Annotated in this window: 16 protein-coding genes; 4 read left to right on the top strand and 12 right to left on the bottom strand. The window is 69.5% G+C overall.

Annotated features, from left to right (window positions below):
* The first annotated feature begins 29 nt into the window (after positions 1 to 29).
* From AB0G47_RS14970 to AB0G47_RS14960, 3 genes are read left to right on the top strand one after another with little or no spacing between them, the layout of a single operon-like run.
* Positions 30 to 611, top strand: coding sequence for a carboxymuconolactone decarboxylase family protein (locus AB0G47_RS14970; RefSeq protein WP_360768812.1), 582 nt, complete (start codon positions 30 to 32; stop codon positions 609 to 611).
* Positions 608 to 1,054, top strand: a complete 447-nt coding sequence (locus tag AB0G47_RS14965; protein ID WP_360768810.1) for a carboxymuconolactone decarboxylase family protein — start codon at positions 608 to 610, stop codon at positions 1,052 to 1,054. Before AB0G47_RS14970 ends, AB0G47_RS14965 begins: the two co-directional genes overlap by 4 nt.
* Entirely contained in the window at positions 1,051 to 1,770 is a 720-nt protein-coding gene (locus AB0G47_RS14960; protein ID WP_360768807.1) for an isocitrate lyase/phosphoenolpyruvate mutase family protein, read from the top strand. The genes AB0G47_RS14965 and AB0G47_RS14960 overlap by 4 nt, the downstream gene beginning before the upstream one ends.
* Before the next feature lie 39 nt (positions 1,771 to 1,809).
* Here the strand turns inward: AB0G47_RS14960 and AB0G47_RS14955 are convergent, their stop codons facing one another.
* The 6 genes from AB0G47_RS14955 to AB0G47_RS14930 all read right to left on the bottom strand — a co-directional run bounded on the left by AB0G47_RS14955 (position 1,810) and on the right by AB0G47_RS14930 (position 9,924).
* A complete protein-coding gene (locus AB0G47_RS14955) occupies positions 1,810 to 2,508 on the bottom strand; it encodes a hypothetical protein (RefSeq protein WP_360768804.1) in 699 nt (232 codons plus the stop codon).
* Between the two features lie 181 nt (positions 2,509 to 2,689).
* Positions 2,690 to 3,595, bottom strand: coding sequence for a glycine betaine ABC transporter substrate-binding protein (locus tag AB0G47_RS14950; protein ID WP_360769042.1), 906 nt, complete (start codon positions 3,593 to 3,595; stop codon positions 2,690 to 2,692).
* Positions 3,596 to 3,704: 109 nt separating this feature from the next.
* Complete coding sequence (locus tag AB0G47_RS14945) at positions 3,705 to 5,720, bottom strand: ABC transporter permease subunit (protein ID WP_360768801.1); 2,016 nt, start codon at positions 5,718 to 5,720, stop codon at positions 3,705 to 3,707.
* Positions 5,717 to 6,811 (bottom strand): glycine betaine/L-proline ABC transporter ATP-binding protein, encoded by a 1,095-nt coding sequence (locus tag AB0G47_RS14940; RefSeq protein WP_360768798.1) that lies wholly within the window; start codon positions 6,809 to 6,811, stop codon positions 5,717 to 5,719. Before AB0G47_RS14940 ends, AB0G47_RS14945 begins: the two co-directional genes overlap by 4 nt.
* Positions 6,808 to 8,343 (bottom strand): GMC oxidoreductase, encoded by a 1,536-nt coding sequence (locus AB0G47_RS14935; RefSeq protein WP_360768795.1) that lies wholly within the window; start codon positions 8,341 to 8,343, stop codon positions 6,808 to 6,810. The genes AB0G47_RS14940 and AB0G47_RS14935 overlap by 4 nt, the downstream gene beginning before the upstream one ends.
* 51 nt (positions 8,344 to 8,394) lie before the next feature.
* A complete protein-coding gene (locus AB0G47_RS14930) occupies positions 8,395 to 9,924 on the bottom strand; it encodes an aldehyde dehydrogenase family protein (protein ID WP_360768792.1) in 1,530 nt (509 codons plus the stop codon).
* Between the two features lie 156 nt (positions 9,925 to 10,080).
* Here AB0G47_RS14930 and AB0G47_RS14925 point away from each other — a divergent pair, with 156 nt between their 5' ends.
* Positions 10,081 to 10,854, top strand: a complete 774-nt coding sequence (locus AB0G47_RS14925; RefSeq protein WP_360768790.1) for a hypothetical protein — start codon at positions 10,081 to 10,083, stop codon at positions 10,852 to 10,854.
* A 13-nt stretch (positions 10,855 to 10,867) separates the two neighbouring features.
* On the opposite strand, the gene AB0G47_RS14920 is transcribed toward AB0G47_RS14925, so the two are convergent.
* The 6 genes from AB0G47_RS14920 to AB0G47_RS14895 form a co-directional block, all read right to left on the bottom strand.
* A complete protein-coding gene (locus AB0G47_RS14920; RefSeq protein WP_360768787.1) occupies positions 10,868 to 11,398 on the bottom strand; it encodes a hypothetical protein in 531 nt (176 codons plus the stop codon).
* Complete coding sequence (locus AB0G47_RS14915) at positions 11,398 to 11,646, bottom strand: helix-turn-helix transcriptional regulator (RefSeq protein ID WP_266870156.1); 249 nt, start codon at positions 11,644 to 11,646, stop codon at positions 11,398 to 11,400. Before AB0G47_RS14915 ends, AB0G47_RS14920 begins: the two co-directional genes overlap by 1 nt.
* Before the next feature lie 42 nt (positions 11,647 to 11,688).
* Positions 11,689 to 12,435, bottom strand: a complete 747-nt coding sequence (locus tag AB0G47_RS14910; protein WP_360768784.1) for a hypothetical protein — start codon at positions 12,433 to 12,435, stop codon at positions 11,689 to 11,691.
* A 10-nt stretch (positions 12,436 to 12,445) separates the two neighbouring features.
* Entirely contained in the window at positions 12,446 to 12,826 is a 381-nt protein-coding gene (locus tag AB0G47_RS14905; RefSeq protein ID WP_360768782.1) for a hypothetical protein, read from the bottom strand.
* Complete coding sequence (locus AB0G47_RS14900) at positions 12,823 to 14,640, bottom strand: hypothetical protein (RefSeq protein ID WP_360768779.1); 1,818 nt, start codon at positions 14,638 to 14,640, stop codon at positions 12,823 to 12,825. The genes AB0G47_RS14905 and AB0G47_RS14900 overlap by 4 nt, the downstream gene beginning before the upstream one ends.
* A gap of 131 nt (positions 14,641 to 14,771) precedes the next feature.
* Positions 14,772 to 15,698 (bottom strand): LysR family transcriptional regulator, encoded by a 927-nt coding sequence (locus AB0G47_RS14895; protein WP_360768777.1) that lies wholly within the window; start codon positions 15,696 to 15,698, stop codon positions 14,772 to 14,774.
* Positions 15,699 to 15,820 lie beyond the last annotated feature (122 nt).

The following is a 15,820-nucleotide window of genomic DNA, read 5'->3' as shown; positions in this document are numbered from 1 at the left end:
TGGGCTATTCGGGCCGTACGGTCGACACCATGACCACGCACGAGAACGCGAACGAGAACGCGAACGACAGCACCTCCGCACTGACGGCGCCGACGGCGCAGACGGCGCAGACGGCGCAGACCAGGCAGCCCAAGGAATACCTGCACGAGCACACCCCCCGCCTCGCCTGGTCCGAGCACGCCCCCGAAGTCTTCAAGGCGATGATCCGGCTCGACGCGGCCGCCCGTAAGGGCCTCGACCCGGTGGTCTTCGAGCTCGTCAAGATCCGCGCCTCGCAGATCAACCACTGCGCGCTCTGCCTCGACATGCACACGAAGGACGCGCTCGCCGCGGGCGAGAGCGTCGAGCGGATCATCCAGCTCAGCGCATGGGAGGAGTCGCAGCACTTCTACACCGCGAAGGAGATCGCGGCGATCGAGCTGACCGAGGCGATCACCGTCCTGACCGACGGTTTCGTGCCGGACGAGGTGTACGAGAAGGCCGCGAAGCAGTTCGACGAGGCGGAGCTGACCCAGCTCATCGCCGCGATCACGGTGATCAACGCGTGGAACCGCTTCGGCGTCTCCACGCGGCAGGTGCCGGGCCACTACAAGGCGGCGGACGCCAAGTGAGCCCTCGTACGACCTACTTGGACAAGGGCGTCGGCCGCGCGATGTCCGCACTGAGCGCGGCCGCCAAGAAGGGGCTCGGCGACCCCGTGCTCGCCGAGCTGGTGATGATGCGGGCCTCGCAGATCAACGCGTGCGCGTTCTGCCTGGACATGCATGTGGACCTCGCCCTGAAGGCCGGCGAGAGCGCCAAACGCATCGCGCTGCTCAACGCCTGGGAAGAAGCGGGGGAGTTGTTCGGCGAGCGCGAGCGTGCGGCGCTCGCGCTCACCGAGGCGATCACGGTCCTCACGGACGGCTTCGTGCCCGACGCGACGTATGAGCAGGCGGCCAAGCACTTCGACGAGGCCGAACTCGCCCATCTCATCGGCCTGATCGCCGTCATCAACAGCTGGAACCGGCTGATGGTCAGCCGCCGCATCGAGCCCGGAGGGTATACGCCGTGAGCCTCGTCGACGACTTCAGGACGCTGCACCACGGGCGCGCGCCCGGTGACCCGCTCGTCCTGCCGGGACCCTGGGACGCGGCAAGCGCGCGGCTCTTCGAGGAGGTCGGATTCCCGGCTTTGGCCACACCGAGCGCGGGGGTCGCCGCGTCGCTGGGGTACGCGGACGGATCGGTGCCGCCGGACGAGATGTTCGCGGCGGTGCGCAGGATCGTACGGTCGGTGTCCGTGCCGGTGTCCGCGGACATCGAGGACGGCTACGGCCTGCCGCCCAAGGAGCTGGTGGAGCGGCTCCTGGAGACGGGCGCGGTGGGCTGCAACCTGGAGGACTCCTCGGACGGGGTTCTCAAGGATCCGCGCGAGCAGGCGGACTGGCTGGCGGAGGTGCGTTCCGTCGCGGACGGGCGGGTGTTCATCAACGCCCGTGTGGACACGTTCATCCGGGGAGTCGCCGACCCCGCGCAGGCCGTCGAACGGGCCCGGCTCTACGTGGCGGCGGGCGCGGACTGCGTCTATCCGATCTCCGCGCCGCCCGAGGTGCTGCCGCGGCTCCTTGCGGACATCGAGGGCCCCGTCAACGCGGGCGCGCACCCGCACGGCCCGGACCTGCGGAAGCTGGGTGAACTGGGCGTCACTCGGATCACGTTCGGGCCCGGCCTGCTGATCCGGGCGACGGAGGCACTGCGGGAGATCGCCGGTCAGCTGCGGCAGACGTGACGGTGCCGGGCTCCCGTACGACGGGAGCCCGGAACGGCGTCAGTACTTGCTGATGCAGGAGAGCTTGACCCGGCCGGTCTGGGCATCGGGGAGTTGGTCCTTGATGCTCCAGGCTTCCACCCGCCACTTCACCGAACGCATTTCGGTGGGTGTTGCGCGGTCCGTCACCAGAACCTGCTGAGAACCGCCGAAGTTGTGCGTGCGCAGCGCGCCGCCACCCGTCGACTTGAACCGGTGCTTGATGTTGCCGATTCCGGCGGAGGAGATATAGACCGTCTTCCCCGCGGGGCAGGTCTTGGTGCCGGACTTCTTCTGCTTGAGTTTGTCCGACGCCTTTCCGACCCGCCAGCCCTGCGAACTGCAGTAGCCGTACACCTTGTTCAGGTTGTTCGGGTTTCCCCAGGATGAAGTGACCTTCCACTTCACGGACTTGCGCCACGTCGGAATGGTCCGCGTCGAGGCACCGCTGGGATCGTGCTTCCAGATCCTGGAGACCAGCCTGCCGCCGGCAGGCTTCCACGACACCCGCGACGCACCCACGGCCGAGTCCCAGATCCAGGCGGTCTCGCCCCTCTTACGGCACTTGAGCGTGCCCTTCTTGGTGTGGAATCCGGCCTTGGCGGCCACATCGGACTTCTCCGCTGCGGCAGGTGACGGGCTGGCCTGCGCCGACCCGACGCCCATCATCGGCGTCAGGACGGCGGCACCGACGGCGAGTGCGCACACTCGCGTACTCACTCGACGAGGGAGATTCATACGCGTCTACCATCTCTCTTCAGGCTTGGCATGAACACAGCCCAAGGTAGGCGCGGCAGATCGGGCCCCACAATTGCACGAAAGTGCAATACGCCGGGTGGGTAACGCGACGGTGCCGGGGCCCTTTGAATGGGCACCGGCACCGTCGCGTACGGCAGTTACGTCACTTCTTCGGGATCCAGGACTCCCAGACGTCCTTGTTCTCCTTGACCCACTTCTTGGCCGCGGCCTCGCCGCTCATCTTGTCCTTGGCGATGGACATGGCGACCTCGTTCTGCTGCTCGGTCGTCCACTTGAAGTTCTTCAGGAACTTCGCGGCGTCGCCGCCGTCCTTGGCGAAGTCGGCGTTGAAGTACTTCTGCAGCGGGGTGTTGGCGTAACCGCACTCGGTCTTGGCCTCGGGCTCGTTGCAGCCCTCCTTGAACTCGGGCAGCTTCACCTCGACCATCTCCATGTCGGCGTTCGCCCACAGGGGCTCCCACCAGTAGGTGATGAAGGGCTTCTTGGCGGCGTACTTGCCCTGGATCTCCTTGATCTGGGCCGCCTCGTTGCCCGTGTCCTTGATCTTGAAGTTCAGCTTGTGGTTCTTGATCAGGAACTCGTCGTACGTGGTGTACGAGGGGGCCGCGCCGATGAACTCGCCCTTGCCGCCGCTGCGGTCGCTCTTGAAGTCCTTGGCGAACTTGTTGAGGTTCTTGTAGTCGAGGATCTCGGGGTGCTTGTCCGCGTAGTACTTCGGCACGTACCAGCCGATGTGGCCGGTGACGCCCAGGTCGCCGCCCTTGACGACCGTCTTCTTCTGGTCGATGTAGAGCTTCTGCTTCTTGGGCTGGCCGTCCCAGTCCTCCAGGATCGCGTCGGCCTTGTCGTTGTTCAGCGCGTCCCAGGCGATCGGCTCGTCGAGCTGCTTGAGGTCGACCTTCTTGACGCCGACCTCGTCCTCGAGGAGCACCTTGGCGACCTCGGCGTTGGCGCGTGCGCCGACCCACGAGGGGACCGCGATGGTGACCTCGTCGGAGCTGCCGGAGGACTTGGTGTCGGCGGCGCTGCAGGCGCTGAGCGCGACCATGGAGGCGGCGCCGAGACCGGCGATGACGGTAGTGCGTATCCGCTTGCTGTGGTTCACGAGACTGTTCCCTTACGTAGCAGGAGAGCGGGATCCGGGGGGGGTGGGTACGTCAGCGCAGTGCGCGTTCCTTGACGTCCTTGCCGGGCTGGGAGATGCGGTCGAGGACCAGCCCGAGGCAGACGATCGCGATACCGGCCGTCATGCCGAGGCCGAGATCGCCCTTGGTGAGGCCCCTGATCACGTCCACGCCGAGCGCGCCGCCGCCGATGATGCCGCCGATGACGACCATCGAGAGGACCAGGACGATGCCCTGGTTGAGCGCGACGAGCAGTGCGGGCCGGGCCAGCGGCAGCTGGACCTGCCAGAGCTGCTGGCCGGTGGAGGCACCCAGCGAGCGGGCCGCCTCCAGGGCCGAGGGGTCGATCTGGCGGATGCCCTGGGCCGTGATGCGGATGACGGCGGGCAGCGCATAGATGACGGCTGCCACCGCACCGGCCGAGGGGTCGTTGTTGAACAGCGCGATCATCGGGATCAGATAGATGAAGGCCGGCAGGGTCTGCATGGTGTCGAGCACCGGACGGATCGCCCGCTCCACCCAGGCGACCCGGGCCGCGAGCACACCGATGGCGAAGCCCAGGACCAGCGTGACCACCAGAGCGGCGATCACCTGCGAGAGCGTGTCCATCGAGCGGTTCCACAACCCCATCGCACCGATCGCGGCGAGCGCGAGCACCACGGTGACCGCCGCGCGCCAGCGGCCGGCCAGATAGGCCAGGACACCCGCGACCAGGAGCAGCGCCCACCAGGGAGTGGCAAGCAGCGCGTCGAACATCGGGTTGATGACGCCACGGGTGAAGCCGCTGGCCCAGGTGAGGGTGCCGCCGACGACCGGGACGCCGGAGCTGAACTCACGCTCGACCCAGCCGACGACGTCGTTGACCGGCTCGGAGATGGAGACGATCCAGTTCTCCGGCCACTCGGTCCGGCCAAGCGCCTGGCCGAGCACGGTGGCACCCGCGACAAGCGCCGCGATGGCAGCCCACAGGATGCGCGTCGCGAAAGCGCTGCGCGGGGGCGCCGAGTCGTCGACGCGTGCGCCGAACCCGGCGGTCGTGCGGTCCAGCCAGACGGCGATCAGCACGATCGCGATGCCCGCCGGGGCCGCGAGACCCACGTCGAGGGTGGAGATCGCCGTGAAGATCGGGTCGCCGAGACCGCCGGCGCCGACCACCGTGGCGAGCACGACCATCGAGAGCGACATCATGATCGTCTGGTTGAGGCCGAGCAGCATCTGCTTGCGGGCCAGCGGAAGGCGGGCCGTCCACAGCCGCTGCCAGGCGCTGGCGCCGAGCGACTGCGAGGCCTCCAGGGCGGCCGCGTCGGCGCCGCGCAGGCCGAGCGAGGTGAGCCGGGCCATCGGCGGGGATGCGTAGATGACGGTCGAGATGAAGACGGCCGGGGTGCCGACGTCGAACATCATCACGAAGGGCAGCAGATAGGAGAAGGCCGGAAGGACCTGCATGGTGTCGAAGACCGGCCGCAGGATCCGCTCGGCGCGGTCCGAGAGTCCGGCCGCGAGTCCGAGGAGTACGCCGACCAGCGCCGCGACGGCCACACAGACCACCATCAGGGCGAGGGTCTCCATCGCCTCTTCCCACACGTCGAGCACGCCGATCACGGCGAAGGTGGCGAAGGCGGTGCCCGCGAGGGTCAGCGAGCGGCGGCGCAGGCCGGCCCCGCCCGCGTACCAGGAGATGAGTACGGCGGCGACGGTCACCCCGATGAAGCCGAGGCTCTCCAGACCGCTGAGCACACCCTCCACCGCGGATTCCGAGGTGTTGCTGATGTGCAGCAGGAAGTACAGGAAGATCCAGTGGCGGTCGCGGTTCTGCGCCATCCACGTGTTGACGTCGTCGAGCGGCGAGCGCACGTCGAAGGTCAGGTCGGATGGCCAGACGCCGTTCGCGGTGACGGCAGCCGAGACGACCGCGACGAGCACGGCGACGAGCAGCGCGATGGCCTTGGGGTTGCGCACGAGAGCGGCCAGCGGCCCGGGGCCCTCAGTGGGGCCCGGCGGGGACACGCTGTCCTTCTTCTCCAGTACCGGAGACGGGGCGACACTCATACAGCCGCCACCTCCTTGTCCTGGGGGTCATTGTCGAGGCCCGCGACCACCGCGAGCAGCTGCTCGTGGTCGACGACACCGAGGGTGCGGCCGCCGTCCACGACGCGGCAGTGCTCGCCGCTGCGCGCGACGGCCTCGATCGCGTCGACGACCAGCGTGTCCGGGCCGATCGCGGCACCGGAATCGGCCTCGTCGCCCACGGCGGGGCGCATGGCGCGGCGTACGGAGATGACCTGCTCGCGCGCCACGTCCTGGACGAAGTCGCGGACGTAGTCGTCGGCCGGGTTGGCGACGATCTCCTCGGGGGTGCCGAGCTGCACGATGGCGCCGTCCCGCATCAGCATGATGCGGTCGCCCAGGCGCAGCGCCTCGCTCAGGTCGTGGGTGATGAAGACCATGGTGCGGCCCTCTTCGCGGTGCAGGCGGATGACCTCTTCCTGCATGTCGCGGCGGATCAGCGGGTCGAGCGCGCTGAACGGCTCGTCGAAGAGCAGCACTTCGGGGTCGACGGCCAGGGCGCGGGCCAGGCCGACGCGCTGCTGCTGGCCGCCGGAGAGCTGGGTGGGGCGGCGGTTCTCCAGGCCTTCGAGGCCGACCTTGGCGACGACCTCCATGGCCTTGGCGCGGCGCTCGGCCTTGCCGACGCCCTGGATCTCCAGGCCGTACGCGACGTTGTCGAGGACCGTGCGGTGCGGAAGCAGGCCGAAGTTCTGGAAGACCATCGCGGCCTTGTGGCGGCGCAGTTCACGCAGCTGGTTCTTGTCCATGCCGAGCACGTCCGTGCCGTCCATGGATATGGATCCGCTGGTCGGCTCGATGAGCCGGGTCAGGGTCCGCACCAGCGTGGACTTGCCGGAGCCGGACAGGCCCATGACGACGAAGACCTCGCCGCGCTGGACGTCGAAGCTGACGTCCCGGACGGCCGCCGTGCAGCCGGTGCGCTCGCGCAGCTCGGCCGTGGAGAGACCCGCGTACTCGGCATTGCCCGGGATCCGCTGGGCCTTGGGGCCGAAGACCTTCCACAGGTCCCGGACGGTGAACACGGGTGCCGCGGACTCGGTCGCGGGCGTCTTGTCAGTGGTGGTGGTCATCGGACATCACTCCCGGTCAGCAGTTCCGCGCACTTTTCCCCGACCATGAGCACTCCGATCATCGGGTTCACGGCCGGCATCGTCGGGAAGACGGATGCGTCCGCGATTCGGATTCCTTCGAGTCCCCGGATCCGCAGACCCGGGTCGACCACGGCGAGTTCATCAGTGGAGGCACCCATTCGGCAGGTTCCTGCGGGGTGGTACACCGTGTGCGCGGCTTTGCGCACGAGCTCGCTGATCTCGGCGTCGTCGGTGACGTCGGGGCCGGGGAACACTTCCCGCTTGAGCCACTTGGCGAACGGCTCGGCCTGCGCGACCTTGCGCGCCAGCTTGATGCCGTCGACGAGCGTCTGCCCGTCGTAGTCACCCTCGTCCTCGAAGTACTTGAAGTCGAGGGCGGGCTTGACCTCGGGGTCCGCCGAGGTGAGGTAAAGACGGCCGCGCGCACGGGACTTGGGGATGTTCGGCGTCATCGACACGCCGTGCTCGGGGCGTTCGTAGCCGAGCCGCTCCGGGTTGTCCGTGAACGGGATTTGGTAGAAGTGGAACATCAGGTCCGGGCCCTTGTGGTCCGGGTCCCGCTTCACGAAGAGACCGGCGTCCGAATCCATCGCGGAGTTGCCGGGGATCGGCCCGTTGGTCTCCCAGACGATGACCGACTCGGGGTGGTCGATGAGGTTCTCGCCGACGCCCGGCAGGTCGTGCACGACCGGGATGCCGAGGGCTTCGAGGTCCTTGGCCGGGCCGATGCCGGAGTGCATGAGCAGGCGCGGGGTGTCGACGGCGCCCGCGCAGACGAGCACCTCGCGGCGGGCGGTGAGCAGCTGCTCCGCGCCGTCCTTGGTGCGGATGTGGACGCCGCGCGCGGTCTTGCCCTCAAGCTCCAGCTTGGTGGCCCAGGTCTCCAGGAAGAGATGGAGGTTCGGGCGGTCACCGGCCTCCATGTGGGGGTGCAGGTAGGCGACCGAGGCGGAGGAGCGCTTGTTGTTCTCCGGGTGGTACGAGAGGTCGAAGAAGCCGACGCCCTCGTCGAAGGGCTTGTCGTTGAAGCCGACGACCTCGGGGACGCCGAGCGCGGTCTTCGTCGCCTCGACCCAGTCGGTGGCGATCTGGTTCTGGTCCTTCTTGGCGACGCGTACGACGTTGTTGCGCAGCTTGCCGTAGAAGGGGTCCATCGCCTTGGCGCCCCAGCCGGTGGCCCCGGCCTCTTCCCACTCGTCCCAGTCGGACGGCAGCGGCTTGAAGGAGATCAGGGTGTTGTGCGACGAGCAGCCGCCGAGCACCTTGGCGCGGCTGTGCAGGATGTGCGAGTTGCCCCGCGGCTGCTCGGTGGTGGTGTAGCCGTAGTCGAGGTCGCCGCCGAGCAGGCCGAGCCACTTGCGCAGCGTGAGGACGTCCTGGCGGTCGATGTCGCTGGGGCCGCCCTCGATGACGGCGACGGTGACGTCCGGGTTCTCGGTCAGCCGGGACGCGATCACCGATCCTGCGGTGCCGCCACCGACGATGACGTAGTCGTACTCGGTCTGGGACATGCGGTTACTCCAACGTTCTGCGCGTAATGAGCGGTCGTACGTATCGAGGGCTCAGCCCGCGAACCAGCGCACCGGCGCGGGCGCCAGGTTCTGGTAGATGTGCTTGGACTCCCGGTACTCGGCGAGCCCGGCGGGTCCGAGCTCGCGCCCCACGCCGCTCTTGCCGAAGCCGCCCCACTCCGCCTGCGGCAGGTAGGGGTGGAAGTCGTTGATCCAGATGGTGCCGTGGCGCATGCGGCGGGCCATCCTGCGCGCGAGACCGGCGTCGGTGGTCCACACGGCGCCCGCGAGACCGTACTCGGTGTCGTTGGCGAGCGCTACGGCCTCGTCCTCGGTGCGGAAGGTCTCGACCGTCAGGACCGGGCCGAAGACCTCTTCGCGTACGACCTTCATCTCGCGGTGGCACTGGTCGAGCACGGTGGGCTCGTAGAAGTAGCCGGTCGCGGGGCGGGCGTCGCTCGGCTCGGGGCGCTTGCCGCCGGAGCGGAGCACCGCGCCCTCCTCCAGGGCGGACGCGACGTACATCTCGGTCTTCTCGCGCTGCTGCTGCGAGACGAGCGGACCGCACTCGACGCCGTCCTCGGTGCCCCGGCCGAGCTTGATCCTGCTTGCCCGGCGGGCGAGTTCGGCGACGAAGCGCTCGCGGACGGACTCCTCGATGATGAGGCGGCCACCGGCGGAGCAGACCTGACCGCTGTGGATGAAGGCGGCGTTGAGGGCCTGGTCGACGGCGGTGTCGAAGCCCTCTTCGGTGGCGCAGGCGTCGGCGAAGACCACGTTGGGGTTCTTGCCGCCGAGTTCGAGGGCGACCTTCTTCACGCCGAGCGCGGCGGCCTGGGCGACCTTGGTGCCGGAGACGAGGCCGCCGGTGAAGGAGACCAGGTCGACGTCGGGGTGGTCGGAGAGCCGGGCGCCGACGGTGTGGCCGGGACCGGTCACGATGTTGGCGACACCAGCAGGGAGGCCGGCCTCGACGAGCAGCTCGATGAGCGCGACCGTGGTCAGCGGCGTGATCTCACTCGGCTTGATGACGAAGGTGTTGCCCGCGGCGAGCGCCGGGGCGATCTTCCAGCTGGCCTGCAGGAGCGGGTAGTTCCAGGGCGTGATCATCGTGCAGACGCCGATGGGCTCGTGCACGACGACGCTGTGGATGTCGTCGGATCCCGCGTCGACGACACGGCCCGCGCCCTCGCCGATCACCAGGTCGGCGAAGTAGCGGAAGGCGTCGGCGACGCAGTCCACGTCGACGCGGCCCTCTTCGAGGGTCTTGCCGGCGTCGCGGCTCTCCAGGAGCCCGATCTCTTCCCGGTCGCGTACGAGGAGGTCGGCGACGCGGCGAAGGAGCGCGGCACGCTCGGCGACCGGAGTCTGCGGCCACGCTCCGTGGTCGAAGGCCTCGCGGGCGGCGGCGATGGCCGCGTCGGCGTCCTCGGTGCCGCCTTCGGCGATCACTGCGAACGGCTTGGCATCCGCCGGGTCGAGGATCTCGCGCGTGGCGCCGGAGAGGGCGCTTAGCCACTCTCCGCCCACATGGATGGTCTGTTGTGCGGACACGTCCCGTTTGCCTTCCGTTCCTGTCATATGCCCCGCCTGTCACTCGCGGTAGCCGGGTCCACCTGCCCTCGGGTGAAGAAACCATGCGTATTACATGGCCGAAAGTGCGCTGTGTCACTGCCCGTGCAGGCACTCGGGGCGAAACGTACGCTCGAAGAGGGGTTTGTCACTGGAGGTGGCGTAATGCGCAGAATTTCCAGGAAGCAGGCGTGGGGAACAGCGGCCTGTACGGCGGCCGCACTCCTGGCCGCCCCGGCGGTCGCGCTCGCCGACACGGAGGATTTGAGCGCGCGGGAGATCTCCGACAAGGCGGAGAAGGAACTGCTCGACGCCAAGTCCGTCCATCTCGAACTGGAGCAGAAGGGCAAGGACCTCGACGACGAGGAGCCCGCCACGATGGAGCTGACCCTCGACCAGGACGACAACTGCGTCGGGTCACTGACCATGGCGGACGACGGCGGCAGCCTGGAGCTGATCAAACGGGGCGAGAGGGTCTGGATGAAGCCCGACGCCGCCTTCTGGAAGGCACAGCTCCCCGGCGGCCAGGGCGAGGCCGCGGCCGACATCATCGGGGACCGCTATCTCTACGGCACCACCAGTGACGCCCTGCTCAAGGACATGGCCGGGGTCTGCGACCTGAAGGAGATCCAGAAGGAGGTCCGGGACGAGTCGGGCGACGAGTCGACGCTCAAGAAGGGCGAGCGGACCAAGGTCGACGGCACCGACGTCATCCCCGTCACCGGCAGGGACGACGGCAAGACCACCACGATGTACGTCGCGGCCGAGGGCACTCCGTACCTGGTCAGGGCCACGGAGAAGGGGGAAGGGAGCGACTCGACGCTGACGCTGTCCGAGTACGACAAGCCGGTGCCGAAGGACACGCCCTCGGACGAGGACTCGGTGAACGTGTCGCAGCTGCAGGGCGTCCGGGACGGCGGACCGGCAGCCGACTCCTGAGCGACCGCTCCCCTCACACCTCGGGGCCCTCGGGGTCCTCGGGCTCGTCCTGCACGGCGAGCCCCGCCACCCACAGCGGCATCAGCCAGTGCAGGACAAACAGGGTGAACAGGACGGGAAAGAGCAGCCCTTCGGTGTCCCGGCCCTGGAGCGCGACCACGCCCGCACCGACGGCGGCCGCGAGCAGCAGCCAATGCGTGAGCCCCCGCGCGCGAGCGGCGACACGGGCCTTCTCCGCGCGCTGCCGCTCGTCGAGTGCACGCTCGCGCAGTTCGAGGAGGCCGCGCGTCGCGCCGTTGATGACGCCGGTGGCGAAGCACCACGGCAGGATCAGGGCGAGCATCGTCCACATCGCCCACCGCTGATCGCCCACGACGGTCAGCAGCCAGGCCGCGACGCTCGCCACGGTCAGCGCGATGTGCACGCCGACCGCGAGCCGCCTGCGCCCGGCGGTGGCGTGGAGGGACGCCGCCTCCCGCCGGTTCATGAGCGCGAACATCCGCCGGTCGTACCCGGTCATCTCCCGCGCCTGCTGGTCCGTCATCATCCCTGACTCCTCCCGTAGACCTCATCCGTGAGCGGGCGGAACGGCCGGAGCGAGAACAACGCCTCCACCGGCAGCCCGAAGAACTCCGCGATCTTCAGCGCCAGGTCGAGGCTCGGGTTGTACTGCCCGCGCTCGATGTAGCCGATGGTCTGGTAGTGGACCCCCACTGCCTCGGCCAGGCTCTGACGCGACACCTTTCGCTCCGCGCGCACCATCGCCAACCTGTTGTGCACTTGCTCGCTCATATATAAGAAGTACTACATCGGCGAGTACGTTGACAACAGCAATCAGCCGGGGGCGCAGATCTCGTCCGGAGGGCAGAACCACGCCAGGGCCGTGGCCATGAGCTCCTCCTCGTCTTCCCTGCCGTCCGCGTCGGCGCCGTACACGGCAAGGGCGTAGATCCGGCCGTCCACCGATTCGAAGCGGTGGTCGATGGCGTACCACGTGCCGTTGCCGGGCTCGCCCTTGAAATGGTCGGCCTGGTAGGTGAGTCGGGCGCCAGGGCGCCCCGCGTCGACCGTGCGGGTCACCTCGGAGAGCTGGCGGAAGCCGGCCGGCTTGGCCACGTCCGACAGCCACAGGTCCAGCGAGGCGTACGGGCTCTCCTCCTCCACCTCGTAGATCTGGAGCCGCCGACTACCGTCCGCGCTGCGGTAGTTGACCACCTCCGGGCCGTACTGGGAGCCGCCCGTCGCGCGGCTCCAGCCGTCGGACGGCAGGGCGAGCCGGTAGCCGAACTCGTCCTGCACGGTCTCGTATCCGACCGGCAGACCGCCCGACGCGGAGGGCGACGGGGCATCCTCCGGGCTCACCACGGGCGGTTCGAGAACCGCCAAGTACCCCCTCGGCTCCGGCTCGTCCTTCCAGCCGAGCGCCCAGCCGCCGAAGGCCAGGGCGCAGACCGCGAGGACCGACACCGCGCCGCGCAGCGCCTTGTCCTGGCGCACCGCGTCCCGGTCGTGGAGCTCGGCGATCCGCTGCTCCTGATCGTGGCCGACCCACTCCTGGCGGTCGGCGTCGAAGATCCGCACGGCCGTTTCCTCAGCCGGTGATCTGGGCGATCGCCTGGATGACCGCCGTGACGGACGCGGCCGTCGCGGCGGCCGCGGTGTACTGCTCAAGCCGACCGCGCAGGCGTGTGAGCAGCCCGCCGTCGCTGCGCCCGCTGCGGCCGATCTCCCGTTCCACCTCGTCCAGTTCGGCGTCGAGCGCGGCCTCGTCGGGCGTACGGTCCGCCGCCTCGGGCAGCGCACTGCGCAGGGCCCGCACCTGGGTGAGCAGGTGCTGGTGGTGCGGATCGGCCGTCACCACCGAGTAGTTGGTGGAATCGGCCCTGCCGTGCGAGCCGAAGGCCTGCGAGCCGCCGGTGATCGAACCGATCTGGACGTGCGCGCCGCCGCCGCTCTCCCCGTCGCCGCTCATGCCGTGCTCCTCTCGGTGTGCGTGGCCCGGCCGTGGGTGCCGGTGGCGAGGGCGCCGCCGGACATCTCCTTGATGTAGACCCCGCTGTTGTTGATCTGCGTGATGTTCTGTTCCAGGCGGTCCGTGCGGAAGCCGCCGGCCTGCAGCGCGTCGCGTACGCCCTCGCCGATGCGGTCCTGGAGGGTTCGGATGTAGCGGGCGACGTCCATCTCCTGGAAGAGGGAGAGTTCGTCGGTGCTCGCCAGTTGGCGCAGCGAGACCAGCGGGGCGTCCGGCGGCGCCTGGGCCGGGCCGCCCAGGCCGAGCCGGGAGCACAGGGCGCGCAGCATGCGGGCGGCGCGCGGCGCGGGTACGGGCCCTTCGGGCTGTGCGAGCCAGAGCCGGAACGAGGTGCCGGCGGAGGGCAGCGCGCGCAGGGCGGCGATGCCGACCGCCACGCCTGCCGCGGGCCCGTCGACGCAGGCGCGCAGGGCGTCGCGGACGGGGCCCTCCGGTTCACGCGCCACGATCGTGTCGACCTCGCGGAACTCGGGGACGATCGGACCCAGTACGTGCGGCACCACTTCGAGGACCAGCATCCCGCCCTGGGTGTGCACCCTGACCAGGAGCGAGACGACGACCTGTTCGTTCCAGGCGCCGACCCTGATGCGCAGGAAGTGCCGTCGCGCCTCGCCGCCCTCGCCCGCGGCCCTGGCGATGTGCCGCTCGGTCTGCTCGGTGTCGTAGACGCCCGCGGTGTCGTACCCCTGGCCTGTGTAGACCTGCTCCGCACGGCCCGCGCCCGCGGGCAGATAGACGAACTCCTCGATCTCCAGGTCCCGCAGCCGGTCCACGCTCGTGGCCTTGGCGGAGGTGCGCAGGTCCTTCAGACGGGGCCGGATCATCTCGATGACCTCGCGCGCGGAGAGCGGTTCGTACGCGCGCTGCTTGGGCAGGCCGCCGTCCGGCTCCGTGTCGGCGCGCTGCAGTTCGAGCACGACGGACCACGGTTCACGGGGCTTCCCTGCGCCCAGGAAGGGCCGGTTCGCGTCGTAGAGGGTGACCTTGGCGTCCTGTTCGCGGCGGATGCAGTCGGCGATGCGGCTGAAGCGTGCGGGCAGCGCGGGCTGCTCGGTCTCGGCGAAGGTCTGCCGTGCCAGGCGCGTACGCAGCATGCGCTTGCGCAGGTACTGGTGCCGCCACACCACGGCCGCGATGAGCAGCGGGAAGATCAGTGGGTACGGCGTCCGGGTCTCCTTGATCTCGATGACCGCGAAGACCGTGTACGAGGCGGCGCACCACCACGCGAACCCCGTCACCAGCCAGCCGATCCGGCGCCGCAGCCAGGACAGGATCGGCGGCAGGTTCACCTTCCGCAGCACGCTGCCGTCGGCGCCCCTGCCGGAGAACACCCGGGCCAGCCACAGCAGCAGGACGACCACCGCGTACGACAGTGCCCAGCCGCCCGGCACCACGCCGCCGAACGTGCCGGGGATCGGCGCGCCGAACGCCTCGGGGTCGAGGGCGAGCAGTACGAAGTCCGCGCCGGACACTCCGGAATCGCCGCCCTGGGAGTCCTCAAGGGCGTCCCAGGCAAGGACCGCGTCGGTGACGAGGAACCCGATCCACACCGCTGCCAGGAGCAGCGCGGTGGTCACCTCTTCGCGCCGGGCCCGCAGCGCGTGCGCGAGCACCGGAAGCACATCGGCCCCGAACGGCGGCGCGACGGGGCGCTCCGCGTGGTCGACGAGCTCGGACACGACCCGGCCGCGGAACACCGCGTCCAGGTGGACGCCGGCACACAGCAGTCTGGTGGCCTCGGTGTTACCTGCCATGGCGCCAACTCCGTTGGTATCAATCGGAATTGGAGGCTAGACGGAGTGTGCGCCCGGTGGCCGCGGGAAGGGGGGCACGCCGCTCGGACAGGTGAATTCCCGGCACTCGTTCAGGTGACCTCAAGGAGATTTCAGGTGCCCTCAAGGAGATCCCGCACACACCCCCGCAGCCACGCGTGCGCCGGATCCGCGTCGTGCCGGGGATGCCAGGCAATGGCAAGGCGCAGTGGCGGCAGGTCGAGCGGGACGTCGAAGGTGACCAGGCCCAGGGTGTCGGTCAGCGGCCGGGCCCAGGACGTGACCAGACCCACCAGGTCGGTGCGGAGCAGCACGAAGAGGGAGGACGGATAGGTGCCGACACTGCCCACCACCCGTCGCTCCAGGCCCAGTTCGGCGAGCGCGGCATCCAGCGGGCCGTGCAGTCTGCCCTTGCGGGAGACCGTGATGTGATCGGCGGCGGCGAACCGCTCGGGCGTCAACTCGCCGTGCAGCAAGGGGTGTCCGGGACGTACGACACCCAGCATCCGGTCGTCGTGCAGCCGCTCGATCCGCACCTCGGGCGCGACCGTGTCGATCACCCCGACCTCCAGATCGGCCGTGCCCTCGCGCAGCACGGGAGCGTCCACATGGCTCTCGCCGAGGAACCGGATGCGTACGCCGGGGGCCTCGGCCGCGGCGCGGGCGAAGAGCGCGGGGCCGTACGCGGCGGCGATCACGTCGCTGCCGAGGACGGTGAGGGTGCGGGACACGGTGCGCAGATCGGCCGCGCCGGGGCCGGCGAACAGGGCGCGGGCGCGTTCCACCACGGCGCTCACCTCGGCCCGGACGGCGAGCGCGTGCGGGGTGGGGACCATCCGCCGCCCCGCCCGCACCAGGACGGGGTCGCCGAGCGCCTTGCGGATGCGGCCCAGGGTGCGGCTCATCGCGGGCTCGGACAGATGCAGACGGCGGGCGGCGCCGGAGACGCTCTCCTCGTCGAGCAGTACGTCGAGGGCGAGCAGGAGGTTCAGGTCGAGGCCCCGGCCCGGGTCGGACGGTGCCACTTCGGAATGCGCCACTTCGGAATGCGCCACTTTGGAACGGGCCTCTTCTGAATGCGTCACGTGCATTTACCCCTTGCAAAGGTTGCACTGGAGATCAGGTAGGCGGCGAGCCTACGGTGACAGGGCATCCCACACCA

This window comes from Streptomyces sp. NPDC021622 (assembly GCF_040640795.1).
Taxonomy (GTDB): Bacteria; Actinomycetota; Actinomycetes; order Streptomycetales; family Streptomycetaceae; genus Streptomyces.
The sequence above is the reverse complement of the archived record's forward strand: the minus strand, read 5'-3'. Positions and strand labels throughout refer to the sequence as shown.